Source organism: Streptomyces sp. NPDC053541 (assembly GCF_044544705.1).
In the GTDB taxonomy this organism is placed as follows: Bacteria; Actinomycetota; Actinomycetes; order Streptomycetales; family Streptomycetaceae; genus Streptomyces.
In genome coordinates, this window is record NZ_JBITXM010000002.1 from 408,906 (window position 1) to 426,843 (window position 17,938).

Consider the following 17,938-nt stretch of genomic DNA (forward strand, 5'->3'; position numbering starts at 1 on the left):
GAGCGGGCCTCACGCTCCCCCCGCGAGCCGTTCGATCGCGGCCATCGGCACCGGCAGCCAGTCGGGCCGGTGCCGGGCCTCGTAGACCACCTCGTAGACCGCCTTGTCGGTCTCGTAGGCGCGCAGCAGCGCCGGGTGGTCGCGCGGGTCGGTGCCGGCGGCCTCGGCGTAGCCCGCGCAGTAGGCGGCGCGGCAGCGGGCCGCCCAGTCGGCGTTCCACGGGCGGTGGGTGCGGGCCGCGTAGTCGAAGGAGCGCAGCATGCCGGCGATGTCACGGACCGGCGGCTGCGGGCTGCGCCGCTCGGCGAGCGGCTTGGCCGGCTCGCCCTCGAAGTCGATCACCGCCCAGGCCCCGTCGGAGCCGCGCAGCGTCTGTCCGAGGTGCAGGTCGCCGTGGATGCGCTGGAGCGGCCCGGCGCCGGCCGCGTCGCCGGCCGCCGCGAACACCGCGCGCAGACCGGGGACGTACGGCAGGAGCGCGGGCACCGCCTGGGCGGCGGCGTGCAGCCGGGCGTCCATCGCGGCGGCCAGGTGCGCGGCCCGGTCGCGCCGCAGGCGCTCGGTGGGCAGCGCGGTCGCGAGCGCCAGGTGCACCTCGGCGGTGGCCCGGCCGAGCGCGCGGGCCTCGGTGGTGAACTCCCGCCCGTCGGCGAGCGCGTCCAGGGCGAGCCGCCAGCCGTCCCGCGACGCGCGCAGGAAGGGCTGGAGGACGCCGAGGGTGGCGTGCTCGGTCTCGAACCAGGCGACCGGCGCCGGGACCCGGGCGCAGCCCGCCCCGGCGAGGGCGAGCGGCAGCTCCAGGTCGGGGTTGGCGCCCGGGCTGACCCGCCGGAAGATCTTCAGGATGAACGAATCTCCGTAGACGAGCGAGGAGTTGGACTGTTCGGCGTCGAGCACCCTGGGGGCGAGGGCGGGCGGCAGCGGGGCGGTGGAGTGGAAGCGCAGCGGACCGATCCGGCCCGGCACGCGCAGCCGTTCGTAGAGCAGTCCGGCGAGCCGTGGATCGCGCAGCGCCTCGTACACGGCCCGCCCGGCCAAGGGGCCCTGGCGGATCCGCCCGATCAGGGCGGGGGCGAGGCGCGGCGGCAGCTGGGCCCGCACCCCGAGGAGCAGCTGGTAGCAGTCGGCGGGGGTGCCGGCCGGGCGGGCGGGCTGCTCGACCCGTACCAGCAGATGGAGGAGACCGGGCCCGGGGCCGTCCAGCGGCAGCAGCTCGGTGGCCGCGTCCAGGGTGAATCCGGTGACCCGACGGCCCTTGCCGGCGAACCAGCGCTGCCGGGGCAGCCAGCTGTGCAGCAGGGGGGTGAGTGACGGAAGGAGGGCGTCCTGGGCCCGGGTGGTGGATGCGGTCTCCGGCATGGCAACGCGTCCTTTCCCCGGGGTGCGCACGGTGGGTTCGTATGCGTTCAAATGCGCAGAGTGTCCCGGATGGCGGCTTCGGCTGTCCGGCTGTGCGGGACGTGTCGGAGGGGAAGATCCGTACGGGCCGGGCAAGATGGCCCGTATGGACCCTCCCGGTGTGAGGCGGGGGAAACCGCCTCACACGGGACAGAACTGAAATGACGGTACTTCAGGATCGCTTGAGGCGGAACCAGTAGAACCCGTGCCCGGTCAGGGTCAGCAGATACGGCAGCTGCCCGATCGCCGGGAACTCCACCCCGCCGATCAGCTCCACCGGCTTCACGCCGTCGAAGCGGCGCAGGTCGAGCTCCGTGGGCTGCGCGAACCGCGAGAAGTTGTTCACGCACAGCACCAGGTCGGCGTCCGTTCCCTCTTCGGGGGCGGACTCCCGCAGGAAGGCGAGCACCGCCGGGTTGCTCGACGGCAGTTCGGTGTACGAGCCGAGTCCGAAGGCCCGGTTCTGCTTACGGATCTCGATCATCCGCTTCGTCCAGTGCAGCAACGAGGACGGCGAGGCCATCCCCGCCTCCACGTTGGTCACCTGGTAGCCGTGCACCGGGTCCATGATGGCCGGCAGGTAGAGCCGGCCCGGATCGCAGGACGAGAAGCCCGCGTTGCGGTCCGGGGTCCACTGCATCGGGGTGCGCACCCCGTCCCGGTCGCCCAGCCAGATGTTGTCGCCCATGCCGATCTCGTCGCCGTAGTACAGCACCGGCGAGCCCGGCAGCGAGAACAGCAGCGCGGTGAACAGCTCCATCTGCTTGCGGTCGTTGTCGAGCAGCGGGGCGAGCCGCCGCCGGATGCCGATGTTGGCCCGCATCCGCGGGTCCTTGGCGTACTCGGCGTACATGTAGTCGCGCTCTTCGTCCGTCACCATCTCGAGCGTCAGCTCGTCGTGGTTGCGCAGGAAGATGCCCCACTGGCAGCCGGACGGGATCTCCGGCGTCTTCGCCAGGATCTCCGAGACCGGCAGCCGCGACTCGCGCCGCACGGCCATGAAGATCCGCGGCATGACCGGGAAGTGGAACGCCATGTGGCACTCGTCGCCGCCCGAGCGGAAGTCGCCGAAGTAGTCGACCACGTCCTCCGGCCACTGGTTGGCCTCGGCGAGCAGCACCGTGTCCGGGTAGTGGTCGTCGATCTCCTTGCGGACCCGCTTCAGGAAGGCGTGGGTGGCGGGCAGGTTCTCGCAGTTGGTGCCCTCCTCCTGGTACAGGTACGGCACCGCGTCGAGCCGGAAGCCGTCGATGCCCAGGTCCAGCCAGAAGCGCAGCGCCGACAGGATCTCCTCCTGCACCCGCGGATTCTCGTAGTTGAGGTCCGGCTGGTGCGAGAAGAAGCGGTGCCAGTAGTACTGCTTGCGCACCGGGTCGAAGGTCCAGTTGGAGGTCTCGGTGTCGACGAAGATGATCCGGGCGTCCGGGAACTGCTTGTCGTCGTCGGCCCAGACGTAGTAGTCCCCGTAGGGGCCGTCCGGATCGCTGCGGGACTCCTGGAACCACGGGTGCGCGTCGCTCGTGTGGTTCATGACGAAGTCGATGATCACGCGCATGCCGCGGGCGTGCGCCGCGTCCACGAACTCCACGAAGTCGGCGAGGTCGCCGAACTCCGGCAGCACCGAGGTGTAGTCGGCCACGTCGTAGCCGCCGTCGCGCAGCGGCGACTTGAAGAACGGCGGCAGCCAGAGGCAGTCGACGCCGAGCCACTGCAGGTAGTCGAGGCGCGACGTGATGCCCTTCAGGTCGCCCACCCCGTCTCCGTTGCTGTCCTGGAAGGAGCGGACCAGGACCTCGTAGAAGACCGCCCGCTTGAACCACTCGGGATCGCGGTCCCTGGCGGGGGTGTCCTCGAAGGTGTCGGGGACGGGTTCGTTGACTGTCATGATGTGGGTGACCCTCCGGTCTGCGGGGACGGTCGCAGGACGAGCACGTGCGCGGGCGTCACACCCGGTTCCAGACGCACGTAGTTGGCCCTGCCCCAGTGATAGGTGTCGCCGGTGAGCTCGTCGCGCACCGGCACGGTCTCGTGCCAGGCGAGGCCGAGTTCCGGCATGTTCAACGAGACCGTGGCCTCCTGGGTGTGGTGGGGGTCGAGGTTGGCGACCACCAGGACGGTGTTCGGCCCGGAACGCTTGGAGTACGCGAGGACGGCGTCGTTGTCCGTCGCGTGGAAGGTCAGGTTGCGCAGCCGGCGCAGCGCCGGGTTGCGCCGCCTGATCCGGTTCAGGCGGGTGATCAGCGGGGCGATCGAGGCGCCCGAGCGCTCCGCCGACTCCCAGTCGCGCGGCCGCAGTTGGTACTTCTCCGAGTCCAGGTACTCCTCGCTGCCCTCGCGCAGCGGGGTGTTCTCGCACAGCTCGTAGCCCGCGTACATCCCCCAGGTCGGGGAGAGGGTCGCCGCGAGCACCGCCCGCACCTCGAAGGCCGGCCGGCCGCCGTGCTGCAGATAGGCGTGCAGGATGTCCGGGGTGTTCACGAACAGGTTGGGCCGCATCTGCGCGGCGGCCTCCCCGGACAGCTCCGTCAGGTACTCGGTCAGCTCGGCCTTCGTGTTGCGCCACGTGAAGTACGTGTACGACTGCTGGAAGCCGACCGCGCCCAGCGTGCGCATCATCGCCGGCCGCGTGAACGCCTCCGCCAGGAAGATCACGTCCGGGTCGGCGGCGTTGATCTCGCCCAGCACCCGCTCCCAGAACACCACCGGCTTGGTGTGCGGGTTGTCCACCCGGAAGATCCGCACCCCGTGGTCCATCCAGTGCCGCAGCACCCGGACCGTCTCGGCGACGATCCCGTCCATGTCGTCGCCGGCCGCGTCGAAGTCGATCGGATAGATGTCCTGGTACTTCTTCGGCGGGTTCTCGGCGTACGCGATCGAGCCGTCCGGCCGGCGCCGGAACCACTCCGGGTGCTTCTCCACCCACGGGTGGTCCGGCGAGCACTGCAGCGCGAAGTCCAGCGCGACCTCCAGGCGCAGCTCGCGGGCCCGCGCCACGAAGGCGTCGAAGTCCTCGATCGTGCCCAGGTCCGGGTGGACCGCGTCGTGCCCGCCCTCCGGCGAGCCGATCGCCCACGGCACGCCCACGTCCTCCGGACTCGCCGACAGCGAGTTGTTCGGGCCCTTGCGGTGGGTCACGCCGATCGGGTGGATCGGCGGCAGGTACACCACGTCGAAGCCCATCGCGGCGATCGCCGGCAGCCGCTCGGCGGCGGTGCGGAAGGTGCCCGGGACGGTGCGCCCGCGGACCGTGCGCACCCCCTCCGAGCGCGGGAAGAACTCGTACCACGAGCCGAACAGGGCCCGCTCCCGCTCGACCCGCAGCGGCAACGGGTCCGAGGCGGAGACCAGTTCGCGCAGCGGATGGCGGTCCAGGGTCTCCACCACCCGGGGCGCCAGCGCCGCCGCGAGCCGCACCGCGGCCGGCCGGGACTCGTCGCGCAGCACGTCCGCCACCGCGAGCACCGCCTCCCGGCCGCCGCCCTTCTTCGGCACGCCCTTGGCCGCGCGCTCGTGCAGCAGCGCGCCCTCGGCGAGGACCAGTTCGGAGTCGATCCCGGCCGGGATCTTGATCCGCGCGGTGTTCCGCCAGGTCGTCAGCGGATCGCTCCAGGCCTCGACGGTGTACGTCCACAGGCCCTCGGCGTCCGGGGTGACCTCGGCGCCCCAGCGGTCCGTGCCCGGCGCCAGCTCGCGCATCGGCGTCCAGGGCCCGGGCCGCCCGGACGGCCCGCGCAGCACGACATTGGCGGCGACGGCGTCATGCCCCTCCCGGAAGACGGTGGCCGTGACCTCGAAGGTCTCGCCCACCACCGCCTTCGCGGGGCGGCGGCCACGATCGACCGAAGGGCTGACGTCGAGGACGGGAATGCGTCCCATGAGCGGATTCACGGCATCACCTGACGGTTCGCGAGGGTGCGGGTGGTGTGTGCGCTCTTTCTAGCTCCGCCGACGGCCGGGGAGTTGCGGGCATGGCCGGTCCGGTGCGCGTTCACTCGGATGGCGGGTCTCGGAGGAGTACGGCGGGGTACGAGGAGGAGCCTTCCCCCGAGATTCGGGTGGGCAATCCGGGGCTTTGTTAACTACTAGGACGTAGCGTTCCGGACGGCAAGCGCACGGACCGGTCACTTCCGCCAGAAGAGGTGGTGCACCACCCCGCTCGGGCTCGGCACCACGTCCAGGTGGAAGCGGTCGGTGAGGTCCTCGGGGGAGTCCCACAGACGCAGGCCCGAGCCCGCCGTCACCGGCGAGACCGCCACGTGCAGCGTGTCGACCAGGTCGGCGTCCAGGAACGCGCGGACCGTGGTGACCCCGCCGCCGAGCCGCACGTCCTTGCCGCCGGCGGCCTCCTTCGCCATCTCCAGGGCGGTGGCCGGATCGGCGTCCACGAAGTGGAAGGTGGTGTCCGAGAGCGTGATCGAGGGCCGCGGGTGGTGGGTCAGCACGAAGACCGGCGTGTGGAACGGCGGCTCGTCGCCCCACCAGCCCTGCCACTCCAGGTCCTGCCACGGGCCGCGCTGCGGACCGAACTTGTTGCGGCCCATGATCTCGGCGCCGATGTTGTGCGAGAAGTCCCGGACCAGGTAGTCGTCCAGGCCCCGGCTGCCGCCCTCCTCGGTGCGCGTCGGCCAGCTCGCGGTGGCCCCGCCCCAGGCGAACAGCTCCCGCGGATCGATGGCGTGCCCGAACGGGTGCTCCAGGGACTGGTCCTCGCCGGCGGCGACGCCGTCCGCGGTGACGTTGAAGTTCTGGACCTTGAGCAACTGACGTGCCATGGGTGTGCCCTCCTGTGGCGTGTGCCGGGCGGTGCCGGTGATGGTCGTGACGATCATGTGACTCCCGGGGACGGGAAAAGTCATCGGCACGCCCACCGATCGCGTGGTGCTTCCGCGTCGCCCCGCCCCCTCCTGCGAAGGTGGACCACGTGAAGGCAATCCGTCGATTCACCGTGCGTCCCGTCCTCCCCGACACCCTCCGACCGCTCGCCGACCTCGCGTGCAACCTGCGCTGGTCCTGGCACGACCCCACCCGCGCGCTCTTCGAGTCGGTGGACCCCGAAGGGGTCCGTGACGCCGACGGCGACCCCGTCCGCGCGCTCGGCGCCATCGACTCCGGGCGGCTCGCCTCCCTCGCCGCCGACCCCGACTTCCTGGCCCGGCTGCGCGCGGCGGCCGAGGACCTCGACCGCTATCTGACCGAACCCCGCTGGTACCAGCGGCAGCCCGGCGAACCGCCCGCCGCCGTCGCCTACTTCTCGCCCGAGTTCGGCATCACCGCCGCCCTCCCGCAGTACTCCGGCGGCCTCGGCATCCTGGCCGGCGACCACCTGAAGGCCGCCAGCGACCTCGGCGTGCCGCTGATCGCCGTCGGACTCCTCTACCGGCACGGCTACTTCCGCCAGTCGCTCTCCCGGGACGGCTGGCAGCAGGAGCACTATCCCGTGCTCGACCCCGGCGAACTCCCGCTCTCGCTGCTGCGCGAGCCCGACGGCGGCCCCGCCCGGGTCACCCTCGCGCTCCCCGGCGGGCGCAGCCTGCACGCCCACGTGTGGATCGCCCGGGTCGGCCGCGTCCCGCTGCTCCTGCTCGACTCCGACGTCGAGGAGAACGCCCCCGGCGAACGCGAGGTCACCGACCGGCTGTACGGCGGCGGCAGCGAGCACCGGCTGCTCCAGGAGATGCTGCTCGGCATCGGCGGCGTCCGCGCGCTCCGCACGTACTGCCGGCTCACCGGCACCCCCGCCCCCGAGGTCTTCCACACCAACGAGGGCCACGCCGGCTTCCTCGGCCTGGAACGCATCCGCGAGCTCGCCGAACCGGCCGCGGACGGGCGCCCCGGGCTCGACTTCGACGCCGCCCTGGAGGCCGTCCGCGCCGGGACCGTCTTCACCACCCACACCCCCGTGCCCGCCGGCATCGACCGCTTCGACCGGGCCCTGGTCGCCCGCCACCTCGGCGAGGACGGCGCGCTGCCCGGCCTCGACACCGCCCGGATCCTCGCGCTCGGCGACGAGACCCCGCTCGGCGGCGAACCCGGGGTCTTCAACATGGCCGCCATGGGCCTGCGGCTCGCCCGCCGCGCCAACGGCGTCTCCACCCTGCACGGGCACGTCAGCCGCGCCATGTTCGCCGGCCTGTGGCCCGGCTTCGACCCCGAGGAACTGCCGCTCACCTCCGTCACCAACGGCGTCCACGCCCCCACCTGGACCGCCCCCGAGGTCGCCGCGCTCGGGCCCGGGGCCACCGACCGGGAGCTGTGGGAGGTGCGCCGCACCCTGCGCGAACGCCTCGTGCTCGACGTACGGCAACGGCTGCGGGCCTCCTGGCGGCAGCGCGGGGCCGCGGCCGCGGAGCTCGGCTGGACCGACTCCGTCCTCGACCCCGACGTGCTCACCATCGGCTTCGCCCGCCGCGTCCCCTCGTACAAGCGGCTCACCCTCATGCTGCGCGACAAGGAACGGCTGCGGTCCCTGCTGCTCCACCCCGAGCGGCCGGTCCAGCTGGTCGTCGCGGGCAAGGCGCACCCGGCCGACGAGGGCGGCAAGCGGCTGGTGCAGGAGCTGGTGCGGTTCGCCGACGACCCGCGGGTGCGGCACCGGATCGTGTTCCTGCCCGACTACGGCATGGGCATGGCCCGCGGCCTCTACCCCGGCTGCGACGTCTGGCTCAACAACCCGCTGCGGCCCCTGGAGGCGTGCGGCACCAGCGGGATGAAGGCCGCGCTGAACGGCTGCCTCAACCTGTCCGTCCTGGACGGCTGGTGGGACGAGTGGTTCGAGCCCGACTTCGGCTGGGCCATCCCCACCGCGGACGGCGCCGCCGCGCTCGACGAGGAGCGCCGCGACGACCTGGAGGCGGCCGCGCTCTACGAGCTGATCGAGCGCCGGGTCGCGCCGCGCTTCTACGACCGCGGCGCGGACGGGGTGCCGGCCGACTGGACGGCGATGGTCCGCCGCACCCTCACCGACCTCGGACCGAAGGTGCTCGCCGACCGCATGGTCCGGGAGTACGTGGAGCGGCTCTACGTCCCCGCGGCCGAGGCCCACCGGGCGCTCGGCCCGGACGCGGCCCGCGAACTCGCCGCCTGGAAGGCCCGGGTACGGGCCGCCTGGCCGCGGGTATCGGTCGACCACGTCGAGGTCGGCGACGACCTGCGCGACGCGGAACTCGGCGCCACCCCGGCCGTCCGCGTCCGGGTCGCCCTCGGCGACCTGCTCCCCGAGGACGTCGAGGTCCAGGTCGTCACGGGCCGCGTCGACGCCGACGACCGCCTCCTGAGCCCCCGCACCGCCGTCCTCAAACCCGCCGCCGGCCCCGACCTCGACGGCCGCCACCCCTACACGGGCGCCCTCTCCCTCGACCACACGGGCCCCTTCGGCTGCACGGTCCGCGTCCTCCCTTCCCACCCCCTCCTCTCCCACCCCACGGAACTGGGCCTGGCGACCCTCCCGTCGGAGACGACGGGCGAGGGCGCGGGCGTCCTGCTCCGCTGAGCGCGGGGGCCCTGGGGGCCGGGGGCTCTGTGAGCGGCCCCGCGGCCCCGCCCGTGGCGGGGGCGGCCTCGGCTTTGCCGGGAGCGCCTGCGGCGGTGCTCCGGCAGCCGGCTCGGCCGTCCGGCCGGGCCACGGCCGGCCCGCCCACCGGCCCCCAGGACGGGGGCGGGGGACAAGGCTCCCCGCCCCCGGAGGGTCCCTCAGCCCAGGCGGTCCTTCGTCGTCAGGCGGCCGTTCGTGAAGCAGAGGCGGTAGACCGGGGTTTCGGCGAAGACCGTGGCGCGGTAGTAGCGGCACTCGTCGGTGGGCTTCGGTTCGGGAGGGAGGCCGGGGGGAGGGGTCGGGAGGGGGTGGTCGGGGAGGTCCTCGGCGAGGGCCTCGTAGGGGCGGCCCGGCAGGAGGCGGGCGTAGTCGTCGGGTTCGAGGTAGGCGCGGGTGCTGGTCCAGAGGGCGACGCCGCCGACCAGGGCGGTCAGGACGGCGAGCAGGGCGAGCGGGATCCAGATGGCGCGGGCCAGGTCGCGGCGGACCTCGCGGCGGTGGCGGTCCAGTTCGCGGGCCGAGGTCGGGGCGGCGGGCGCCGCCGCCGGGGCGCGGCGCGGGACGGTGGCCGTCAGCAGGAAGCCGCCGTCCTCGGACGGGCGGTGGGCGAGCGAACCGCCCACCAGGCGCAGCCGTTCGTCCAGGCCCACCAGGCCGGTGCCGGCACCGGTGCGCCCCGGCTCCGCGCCGGGCCCGTTGGCGATCCGTACCCGCACCGCCTCCGGTGTCTCCTCGACCGTCACCGTGACGGCGGCGCCCGGCGCGTGCCGGGCCGCGTTCGTCAGACCCTCCTGCACCACCCGGTGCAGCGCCCGCCCCGGCATGCCCGCGAGCACCGGCACCGGGCCGCCCGCCAGGGTGACCGCGAGGCCCGAGGCGCGGGCCCGGTTGAGCAGTTCGGCGACCGTCTCGTCCGGGGGCGCCGTCGGCGCCGCCGCGCCCTCCTCCCGCAGCACCCCGATCACGTCCCGCAGCCGCTCCGTCGCGTCGGCCGCGGCCCGTCGCAACTCGCCGGCCGCCCGCTGCTGCTCCGGCCCGAGCCCGGGATCGACCTCGAGCGCCCCGGCCCGGATCGCGATCAGCGCCAGGTCGTGGCCGAGCGAGTCGTGCATGTCGCCGGCGATCCGCGACCGTTCGCGCAGCCGCTCCCGGTCCGCGACGGCAGCCTGCTCCCGCTCCATCCGGTCCGCCAGCTCCCAGCCGCTGCGCACCAGCCGGTCGTACTGCCGCACGTACCGCCCGATCAGCCACGGCGCCACGATCGCCAGCGCGATGGCGAGCAGCAGGGTGAACCACGGCCCCAGCGAGGTCCCGGTGAGCCGGGTGAGCACCAGGCCGACCGCCGCGACCGCGCCGAACAGCCACCACGCGCCCCGGCTGTGCTCCTGCCGCCGTCCGGCGAGGTAGCCGAAGACGACGAGGGCCAGGCTGTACGAGGGGGTGAACAGCTCCAGGGTGGCGGGCAGGCTGGCCGCGACGGTGACCGCGAGCGACAGCAGCGGCCATCGGCGGCTGACCGCGACGCAGCCCGCGAGCACCACCACACCGACCGCCACCTGGGTCCACGAGCCGCCGTCGTTGGGGTCGGAGCGCAGCAGCACCGGGACGCACAGCAGCAGCCACAGGCCCAGGTCGAAGAGGCGCTCGCGCAGCGGGGACGGCTCACGCATGCGAGGCATCCGGCGCGCCCGCCGCACCCGTCCCGCCGGGCGCGCCTGCCGCACCCGTTCCGCCGGGCGCGCCTGCCGTACCCGTTCCGCCGGGCGCGCCTGCCGTACCCGTTCCGCCCGGCGCGCCTGCCGTACCCGTTCCGCCCGGCGCGCCTGCCGTACCCGTTCCGCCCGGCGCGCCTGCCGTACCCGTTCCGCCCGGCGCTCCCGCCGCTCCCGCCGTGCCCGTCCCGCCCGCCGCGTACGCCACCAGCCCCGCCTCGTGCGCCAGGACCGCGAGCTGCACCCGGTTGCGCAGGCCCAGCCGGCCCAGGACCGCGCTGACGTGGGCCTTGACGGTCGCTTCCACCACATGGAGCCGCTCCGCGATCTCCTGGTTCGACAGGCCCGCGGCCAGCAGCGCGACCACCTCCCGCTCGCGGCCGGTGAGCGGGGCGAGCCGCTCCCGGGCGTCGGCGGCCCGGCCGAGGCGTTCGCCGCCGAGGGTGTCGATGACCCGCCGGGCCACGGCCGGCGAGAGCGCGGCCCCGCCGCCCGCGACCGCCCGCACCCCGGCGATCAGCTCGCGCGGGTCGCCGGACTTCAGCAGGAAGCCGCTCACCCCGCTGCCGAGGGCCCGCTCGATGTACGTGTCCTCGGAGAAGGTGGTGAGCACCACGACCGCCGTCCCGGGTGCCGCCCGGCGCAGCTCCTCGGCCGCGTCGAGCCCGTCGAGCCGGGGCATCCGGATGTCGAGCAGGGCCACGTCGGGCCGGTGCAGCCGGGCCAGCTCGACCGCCTCGTGTCCGTCCCCGGCCTCGGCGACCACCTCGATCCCGGGGTCGGTGGCGAGGATCGCCCGTACCCCGGCCCGGATCATCGTCTCGTCGTCGGCAAGCAGCACCCTGATCATCCGACCAGCGTACGGACCCCGCCCGGAACGACGACGCGGACGGTCCCCGGGGCGAAGCCGCCCCGGGGACCGTCCGTGGTGAGTGTGCCGTGCGTGTGCGCGTGGGCGCACGCGTCCCTTACGGGAAGGTCAGCTTGAAGCTGTTGATGTAGCCGGTGTCGATCGACGCCTTGTCCTGGACGCGGAGCTTCCAGGTGCCGTTGGCGACCTCGGTGGAGGCGTTCACGGTGTACGTCTGGTTGATGTTGTCGGCGCTGCCGCCGGCGCGGTTGTGCAGGTTGTAGACCGAGCCGTCGGGGGCGATGAGGTCGACGACCAGGTCACCGATGTAGGTGTGGACGATGTTCACACCGACCTGCAGGTTGCTCGGCGCGTTGCCGGTGACGCCGGTGACGTTGACCGAGGAGGTCACCGCGACGCCGTTGTCCGGGATGGACACGTCGGTGTCGTTGGTGAACACCGTGCCGCCGGGGGTGCCGCCGCCGGGGCGGGTGCCGACGTTGACGGCGGCCCAGGCGTTCTCGACGGCCGCGACCTCGGCGCTGCCGGCCCCGTAGAGCTCGGTGGCGGCGGCGACGGTGCCGGTGCGGGCGCCCGCGTAGTTGGTGTTCGAGGTGAACTTGGTGGTGAGCGCCTTGAACCAGATCAGGCGGGCCTTGTCGATGCCGATGCCGGTGACCGGGAGGCCGTCGGAGGTCGGCGAGTCGTAGCTCACGCCGTTGACGGTCTTGGCGCCGCTGCCCTCGGAGAGCAGGTAGAAGAAGTGGTTCGCCGGGCCCGAGGAGTAGTGGACGTCGATGGAGCCGATGCCCGAGTACCACGCGTCCTTGGACGAGCCGTCCTTGCTCGGCTTGTCCATGTAGCGCAGCGGGGTGCCGTTGCCGCGGATGTCGATCTTCTCGCCGACGAGGTAGTCGCCCTTGTCGTTGGCGTTGTTGGCGTAGAACTCGACGGCCGCCGCCATGATGTCCGAGGTGGCCTCGTTGAGGCCGCCGGACTCACCGCTGTAGACCAGGCCGGCGGTGTTGGAGGTGACGCCGTGCGTCATCTCGTGCGCGGCCACGTCGATCGAGGTCAGCGGCTTGGCGTTGTTGGTGCCGTCGCCGTACGTCATGCAGAAGCACGAGTCGGACCAGAAGGCGTTGACGTACGCGTTGCCGTAGTGGACCCGGGAGTACGCGCCGACGCCGTCGCCGCGGATGCCGGAGCGGCCGTGCACGTTCTTGTAGTAGTCCCAGGTGAGCGCGGCGCCGTAGTGGGCGTCGGCGCCGGCCGTCTCCTTGTTGGAGGGCAGGCCGTTGCCCCAGGTGTCGGTGGTGTTGGTGAAGAGCGTGCCGGTGCCGGACGTACCGCCGTTGAGGTTGTACGTCTTGTGGTTGCCGCGCGTGGTGTCGGTCAGCGAGTACGAGGGCGCGGTGCCGAGGGTCACCTGGCCGCTGTACATCGTGTTGCCGATGCCGGTCTCGATGGCCTGCCACTCGTAGAGCTTGGCGCCGGTCTTGGCGTCGGTGACGACGTGCAGCTCGTTCGGGGTGCCGTCGTGCTGGAGGCCGCCGACGACGGTCTCGTACGCGAGGACGGGCGTGCCGTTCGCGGCCCAGACGACCTTGCGCGGGGCGCGGTCGGCCTTGGCGGCCTTCGAGCCCTCGGCGTTGGCGCGGCCCAGGGCCTGCTTCTCGGCGGCGGCCGGGGCGACGGTCGCGGCGGCGACGTCGACCTTGGTGATGTCGGCGCGGGTCGCCTTGGTCACCGAGGTGGTGGCGCCGGCCTTGGAGGCCTCGACGACCAGGTCGCCGCCGAGCACCGGCAGGCCCTGGAAGGTGCGCTCGTAGCGGGTGTACGTCGTGCCGTCGACGCTCTGGACGACGTCACGGACGACCAGCTTCTCCTGCGCGCCGAGGCCGAGGCGCTGCGCGGTGGCGGCCGTGTCGGCCTGCGCGGCCTTGATCAGCGCGGCGCGCTGGGCCGGGGAGAGGTCGGCCGGCAGCTTGCCGGGGTTGGCGCCGCGGGCGCTCTGGGCCTGGGGCGCGACGCCCCCGTTGCCGCCGTCGGCGGAGGCGGTGCCGGTCTGGACACCGACGGCGAGCATGGCGGCGGCAGCGATCAGGGCGCCGGTCGCGGTGGCGCGACGGCTGGGCGTGGATCTCACGCAGACTCCTTTTGCGAGGGGGGTACCGGTCGACTGGGTGGGTCGGCCGGGCAGAGCAAGCAGAGAGCTGTGGAGCACGTGCGGGTGAACGGCTGAACGTCTTTGCGAAGAGCCGGGGGAGAGAGTGGCAGGTGTGGACGCCGCCTGTCAGGAGCGCGTCAACAAGTTGGCCGGAATTCGTCCGATGGCCGAAGGAGGGTGTTCGTTAACCGGACGTTTCGCGGAGCGTGACTCGGGTGCCGTCCGGCGTTGTCCGAGGCCGGATCCGGAGGCGGTGCCGGATCGGGAGCCGGGTCGCCGTTCCTGGCCGGAGCACGGGGAACGCCGGAGAGCCGACCGACCGGATCACCTCCGGTCGTGGCTGATTTCTTTCCCTGCGTGCGGCACCCCGGAGCCCCGCCCGCGGCCGGCCGCGATCCTCGCGACCGGCCGCCGTTCCCACCCCTTGGGACGGGCCCCGGAGGGCGGGTCAGCCCACCAGGCTGTCCCGCCACGCCCGGTGGAGGCCCGCGTAGTGCCCGTCGCCGTGCACCAGGGCGGCGGGGGAGCCGTCCTCGGCGATGCGGCCGGACTCCATGACGAGGACCCGGTCGGCGACCTCCACCGTGGAGAGCCGGTGGGCGATGACGACGGCCGTGCGGCCCGCGAGGACGGTGTCCATGGCCCGCTGCACCGCGCGCTCGCCGGGGACGTCCAGCGAGCTCGTCGCCTCGTCCAGGATGAGCACCGCCGGGTCGGCGAGCAGCGCCCGGGCGAAGGCCACCAGCTGGCGCTGGCCCGCCGAGATCCGGCCGCCGCGCTTGCGGACGTCCGTGTCGTAGCCGTCGGGGAGGCCCGCGATGAACTCGTGCGCGCCGATCGCCTTCGCCGCCTGCTCGATCTCCTCGCGGCTCGCGTCCGGCCGCCCGATCGCGATGTTCTCCGCGACCGTCCCGGAGAACAGGAACGCCTCCTGCGTCACCATCACCACCCCGCGCCGCAGTTCCGGCGTCGCCAGGTCCCGCAGGTCCACCCCGTCGAGCAGCACCCGCCCGTCCGTCGGGTCGTAGAAGCGGGCGAGCAGCTTCGCGAGGGTCGACTTGCCCGCGCCGGTCGCGCCGACCACCGCCACCGTCTGCCCGGCCGGGATCGTCAGGTCGAAGCGGGGCAGCACCTCGCCGCCGGTCCGGTAGGCGAAGCGGACGCCCTCGAAGACCACCTCGCGGCCCGGCGCCCCGGTCCGCTCCGGCAGCGGGCGCGGGCTCGCCGTCTCCGGGACGCCCGGCTCCTGCGCCAGCAGGCCCGCGATCTTGGCGAGCGAGGCCGCCGCCGACTCGTACGAGTTGAGGAACATCCCGAGCCGGTCGATCGGGTCGTACAGCCGCCGCACGTACAGCACCGCCGCCGCGAGCACGCCCAGCTCCAGCGTGCCGCCCGCCACCCGGACCGCGCCCCACAGGCACATCCCGGCCACCGCCGTGTTGGCGACCAGGCGCGAACCGACCACATAGCGGGCCATCTCCAGGATCGCGTCGCCGTTGGCGCGCAGGTGCCGCTCGTTCAGGGCGGCGAACTCCCGGTCGTTGGCCCGCTCGCGGCGGAAGGCCCGCACCGGCCGGATGCCGTTCATCGTCTCCGCGAACTTCACGATCACCGCGGCGATCGCCGTCGACCGCTCCGCGAACACCACCGCCGTACGCCGCCGGTAGAGCCGCACGAGCAGGTACAGCGGCCCGAACGAGGCCACCGCCACCGCGCCGATGCCCAGGTCCAGCCAGAGCAGCATCAGCGAGATCGACACGAAGGACAGGACCACGCCGATGAGTTCCTGCAGGCCCTCGGAGAGCAGCTCGCGCAGCGACTCCACGTCCGTGGTCGAGCGGGAGATCAGCCGCCCGGAGGTGTAGCGCTCGTGGAAGTCCACGCTGAGCACCTGCGCGTGCCGGAAGATCCGCCCGCGCAGGTCGAGCAGCACGTCCTGGTTGATCCGGGCCGCCGCGCGCACGAACGCGTACTGCAGCAGACCGCTGCCCGCAGCGCACCCCAGATAGCCGAGCGCCACCGCGATCAGCGGGGTGTGGTTCCCGTCCCGGAAGGCGGGCACGCCCCGGTCGATCGCGTACGCCACGAGCAGCGGGCCCGCCTGGAGCGCGGCCTGCTGCACGAGCAGCACCAGCGCCGCGACCGTCACCCGGGCCCGGTGCGCGGAGAGCAGCGAGCGCAGCAGCCGCCCGGTCGCGCCGGGCGCGGTGGGCAGGTCGTCCTGGTCGAAGGGGTCCGGGGCGGCGGCGGCCGGTGCCCGGACCTTCCCGGTCCCGGTCCCCGCCCCGGTCCCGGTCCCCGCCCCGTCCGCCGTCTTCGCGGTCTTCGCCGCCTTCGCCGTCTTCGTGGCCGGTTTCGCCGTCGGCTCGGTGTCCGTCATCGGGCCCCCTCGTACTCGTCGCGCTCCTCGTCCGCGCCCGACATCAGCCAGGCGTACTCGGCGCTCTCCCGCAGCAGTTCCTGGTGCGTGCCCACCGCCGCGATCCGGCCGCCGGACAGCAGCGCCACCCGGTCGGCGAGCAGCACCGTCGACGGGCGGTGCGCCACCACCAGGGCGGTGGTGTCGCGCAGCACCTCCCGCAGCGCCGCCTCGACCCGGGCCTCGGTGTGCACGTCGAGCGCCGACAGCGGGTCGTCCAGGACCAGGAAGCGCGGCCGTCCCACCACCGCCCGGGCCAGCGCGAGGCGCTGGCGCTGGCCGCCGGACAGGCTCAGGCCCTGCTCGCCGACCTGGGTCGCGGTGCCGTCGGGCAGCCGGTCCACGAAGCCCTCGGCCTGGGCGACGGCCAGCGCACGCCGCAGCTCCGGCTCGCCCGCCTCCGGCCCGGCGCCCATGAGGACGTTCTCGCCGATGCTCGCCGAGAACAGGGTCGGGTCCTCGAAGGCCACCGACACCAGGGACCGCAGCCGGTCGCGGGGCATGAGCGCGATGTCCTCGCCGTCGAGCAGGATCCGCCCGCCGGTGAGCTCGTGCAGGCGCGGTACGAGCGCGGTGAGCGTGGTCTTGCCGCAGCCGGTGGCGCCGACGAGCGCGAGCGTCTCGCCGGGCCGGATGTGCAGGTCGACGCCGTCGAGCACGGGCGGCGCGTCCTGCGGCGCGTCGGGATAGCGGAAGGTGACGCCCTCGAACCGCACCCCGTCCGCCGCGCCGTTCCCGGCGCCTGCCTCCGCTGCGGGGGCGCCGGCGGCCGGGTCCGTCTCCTCCGTCGCGTCCATCACCTCGAAGTAGCGTTCCGTCGCCGTCGCCGCCTCCTGGCTCATCGCGAGCAGGAAGCCGATCGACTCCACCGGCCAGCGCAGCGCCAGCGCCGTCGACAGGAAGGCCACCAGGGTGCCCGCCGACAGCTCGTCGTTCGCGACCTGCACGGTGCCGACGACCAGGGCCGCGCCCACCGCGAGCTCGGGCAGGAAGGTGATGAGCGCCCAGATCCCGGCGAGCAGCCGCGCCTTGGCCAGTTCCGTGCCCCGCAGCCGCTCGGCCAGCGACCGGAAGGCCTCCGCCTGGCTGCGGTGGCGGCCGAAGCCCTTGACGATCCGGATGCCGAGGACGCTCTCCTCGACCACCGTCGTCAGGTCCCCGACCTGGTCCTGCGCCCGCCGCGCCACGACGGCGTACTTCCGCTCGAAGAGCGAGCAGAGGATCACCATCGGCGCCACCGGCGTGAGCAGCACCAGGCCCAGCGTCCAGTCCTGGGCGAGCAGCACCGCGTAACCGACCAGGATCGTCACCGCGTTGACCAGCAGGAAGGTCAGCGGGAAGGCCAGGAACATGCGGACCAGCATCAGGTCCGTGGTGCCCCGCGAGAGCAGCTGGCCGGAGGCCCAGCGGTCGTGGAAGGCGATCGGGAGGCGCTGCAGCCGCCGGTAGAGCGCGGCCCGCATGCTCGCCTCGACCCCGGCCAGCGGCCGGGCCACCAGCCAGCGCCGCAGTCCGAAGAGCAGCGCCTCGGCGATCCCGAGCAGCAGAAGACAGAGCGCGCCGAACCACACGCCCGCCGTGTCCCCGTCCGTGACCGGCCCGTCGACCAGCCACTTCAGGACCAGCGGGATGACCAGCGACAGACAGGACGCGACGATCGCGACGAAGGCGGCGGTGAACAGCCGGGCGCGCACGGGCCGTACGTACGGCCAGAGGCGCAGCAGCGAGCGGACGGCGGACCGGGACTCCGGCGCGGCCTCGGCCGGCCGGTCCTTGGCGGGGGCATGGTGTTCGGGCATCAGGTCCGAGCCTAGGGTTCACCCCTGACATCCCTCATGTGGTTTTCCGGCCACCGGAA

9 protein-coding genes and 1 pseudogene are annotated in these 17,938 nt (G+C 73.5%); 1 reads left to right on the top strand and 9 read right to left on the bottom strand.

From position 1 onward, the window contains the following. Window positions 1-9: 9 nt before the first annotated feature. The 4 genes from ACIGW2_RS05945 to ACIGW2_RS05960 all read right to left on the bottom strand — a co-directional run bounded on the left by ACIGW2_RS05945 (window position 10) and on the right by ACIGW2_RS05960 (window position 6,170). Window positions 10-1,359 carry a maltokinase gene (locus ACIGW2_RS05945; RefSeq protein WP_391652582.1) on the bottom strand — a complete coding sequence of 450 codons (1,350 nt, stop codon included), beginning with the start codon at window positions 1,357-1,359 and terminating at the stop codon, window positions 10-12. 211 nt (window positions 1,360-1,570) lie between these two features. After that, window positions 1,571-3,283 (bottom strand): maltose alpha-D-glucosyltransferase, encoded by a 1,713-nt coding sequence (gene treS / locus ACIGW2_RS05950; RefSeq protein ID WP_391652583.1) that lies wholly within the window; start codon window positions 3,281-3,283, stop codon window positions 1,571-1,573. Next, a complete protein-coding gene (locus ACIGW2_RS05955; protein ID WP_361579596.1) occupies window positions 3,280-5,274 on the bottom strand; it encodes an alpha-1,4-glucan--maltose-1-phosphate maltosyltransferase in 1,995 nt (664 codons plus the stop codon). Before ACIGW2_RS05955 ends, treS begins: the two co-directional genes overlap by 4 nt. 245 nt (window positions 5,275-5,519) lie before the next feature. Then, on the bottom strand, window positions 5,520-6,170 hold the full coding sequence (locus ACIGW2_RS05960; protein WP_391652935.1) for a dihydrofolate reductase family protein: 651 nt from the start codon (window positions 6,168-6,170) through the stop codon (window positions 5,520-5,522). Between the two features lie 149 nt (window positions 6,171-6,319). Here ACIGW2_RS05960 and glgP point away from each other — a divergent pair, with 149 nt between their 5' ends. Further along, the gene (gene glgP / locus ACIGW2_RS05965) at window positions 6,320-8,887 is read left to right on the top strand and encodes an alpha-glucan family phosphorylase (RefSeq protein WP_391652584.1); all 2,568 of its coding nucleotides are present in this window, start codon (window positions 6,320-6,322) and stop codon (window positions 8,885-8,887) included. Window positions 8,888-9,087: 200 nt separating this feature from the next. Here glgP and ACIGW2_RS05970 read toward each other — a convergent pair whose 3' ends face one another. From ACIGW2_RS05970 to ACIGW2_RS05990, 5 genes and pseudogenes are all read right to left on the bottom strand, one after another. Beyond that, a complete protein-coding gene (locus ACIGW2_RS05970) occupies window positions 9,088-10,599 on the bottom strand; it encodes a sensor histidine kinase (RefSeq protein WP_399841374.1) in 1,512 nt (503 codons plus the stop codon). A 244-nt stretch (window positions 10,600-10,843) separates the two neighbouring features. Next, a pseudogene (locus ACIGW2_RS05975) lies at window positions 10,844-11,491 on the bottom strand (response regulator); the annotation flags it as partial. Between the two features lie 118 nt (window positions 11,492-11,609). Continuing rightward, window positions 11,610-13,640 (bottom strand): M4 family metallopeptidase, encoded by a 2,031-nt coding sequence (locus ACIGW2_RS05980; RefSeq protein WP_391652586.1) that lies wholly within the window; start codon window positions 13,638-13,640, stop codon window positions 11,610-11,612. Window positions 13,641-14,109: 469 nt separating this feature from the next. Next, window positions 14,110-16,041: an ABC transporter ATP-binding protein gene (locus ACIGW2_RS05985; RefSeq protein ID WP_399841377.1), complete on the bottom strand. Its 1,932-nt coding sequence runs from the start codon at window positions 16,039-16,041 to the stop codon at window positions 14,110-14,112. Further along, on the bottom strand, window positions 16,038-17,879 hold the full coding sequence (locus tag ACIGW2_RS05990; RefSeq protein WP_399841380.1) for an ABC transporter ATP-binding protein: 1,842 nt from the start codon (window positions 17,877-17,879) through the stop codon (window positions 16,038-16,040). The genes ACIGW2_RS05985 and ACIGW2_RS05990 overlap by 4 nt, the downstream gene beginning before the upstream one ends. Between the last annotated feature and the right edge of the window lie 59 nt (window positions 17,880-17,938).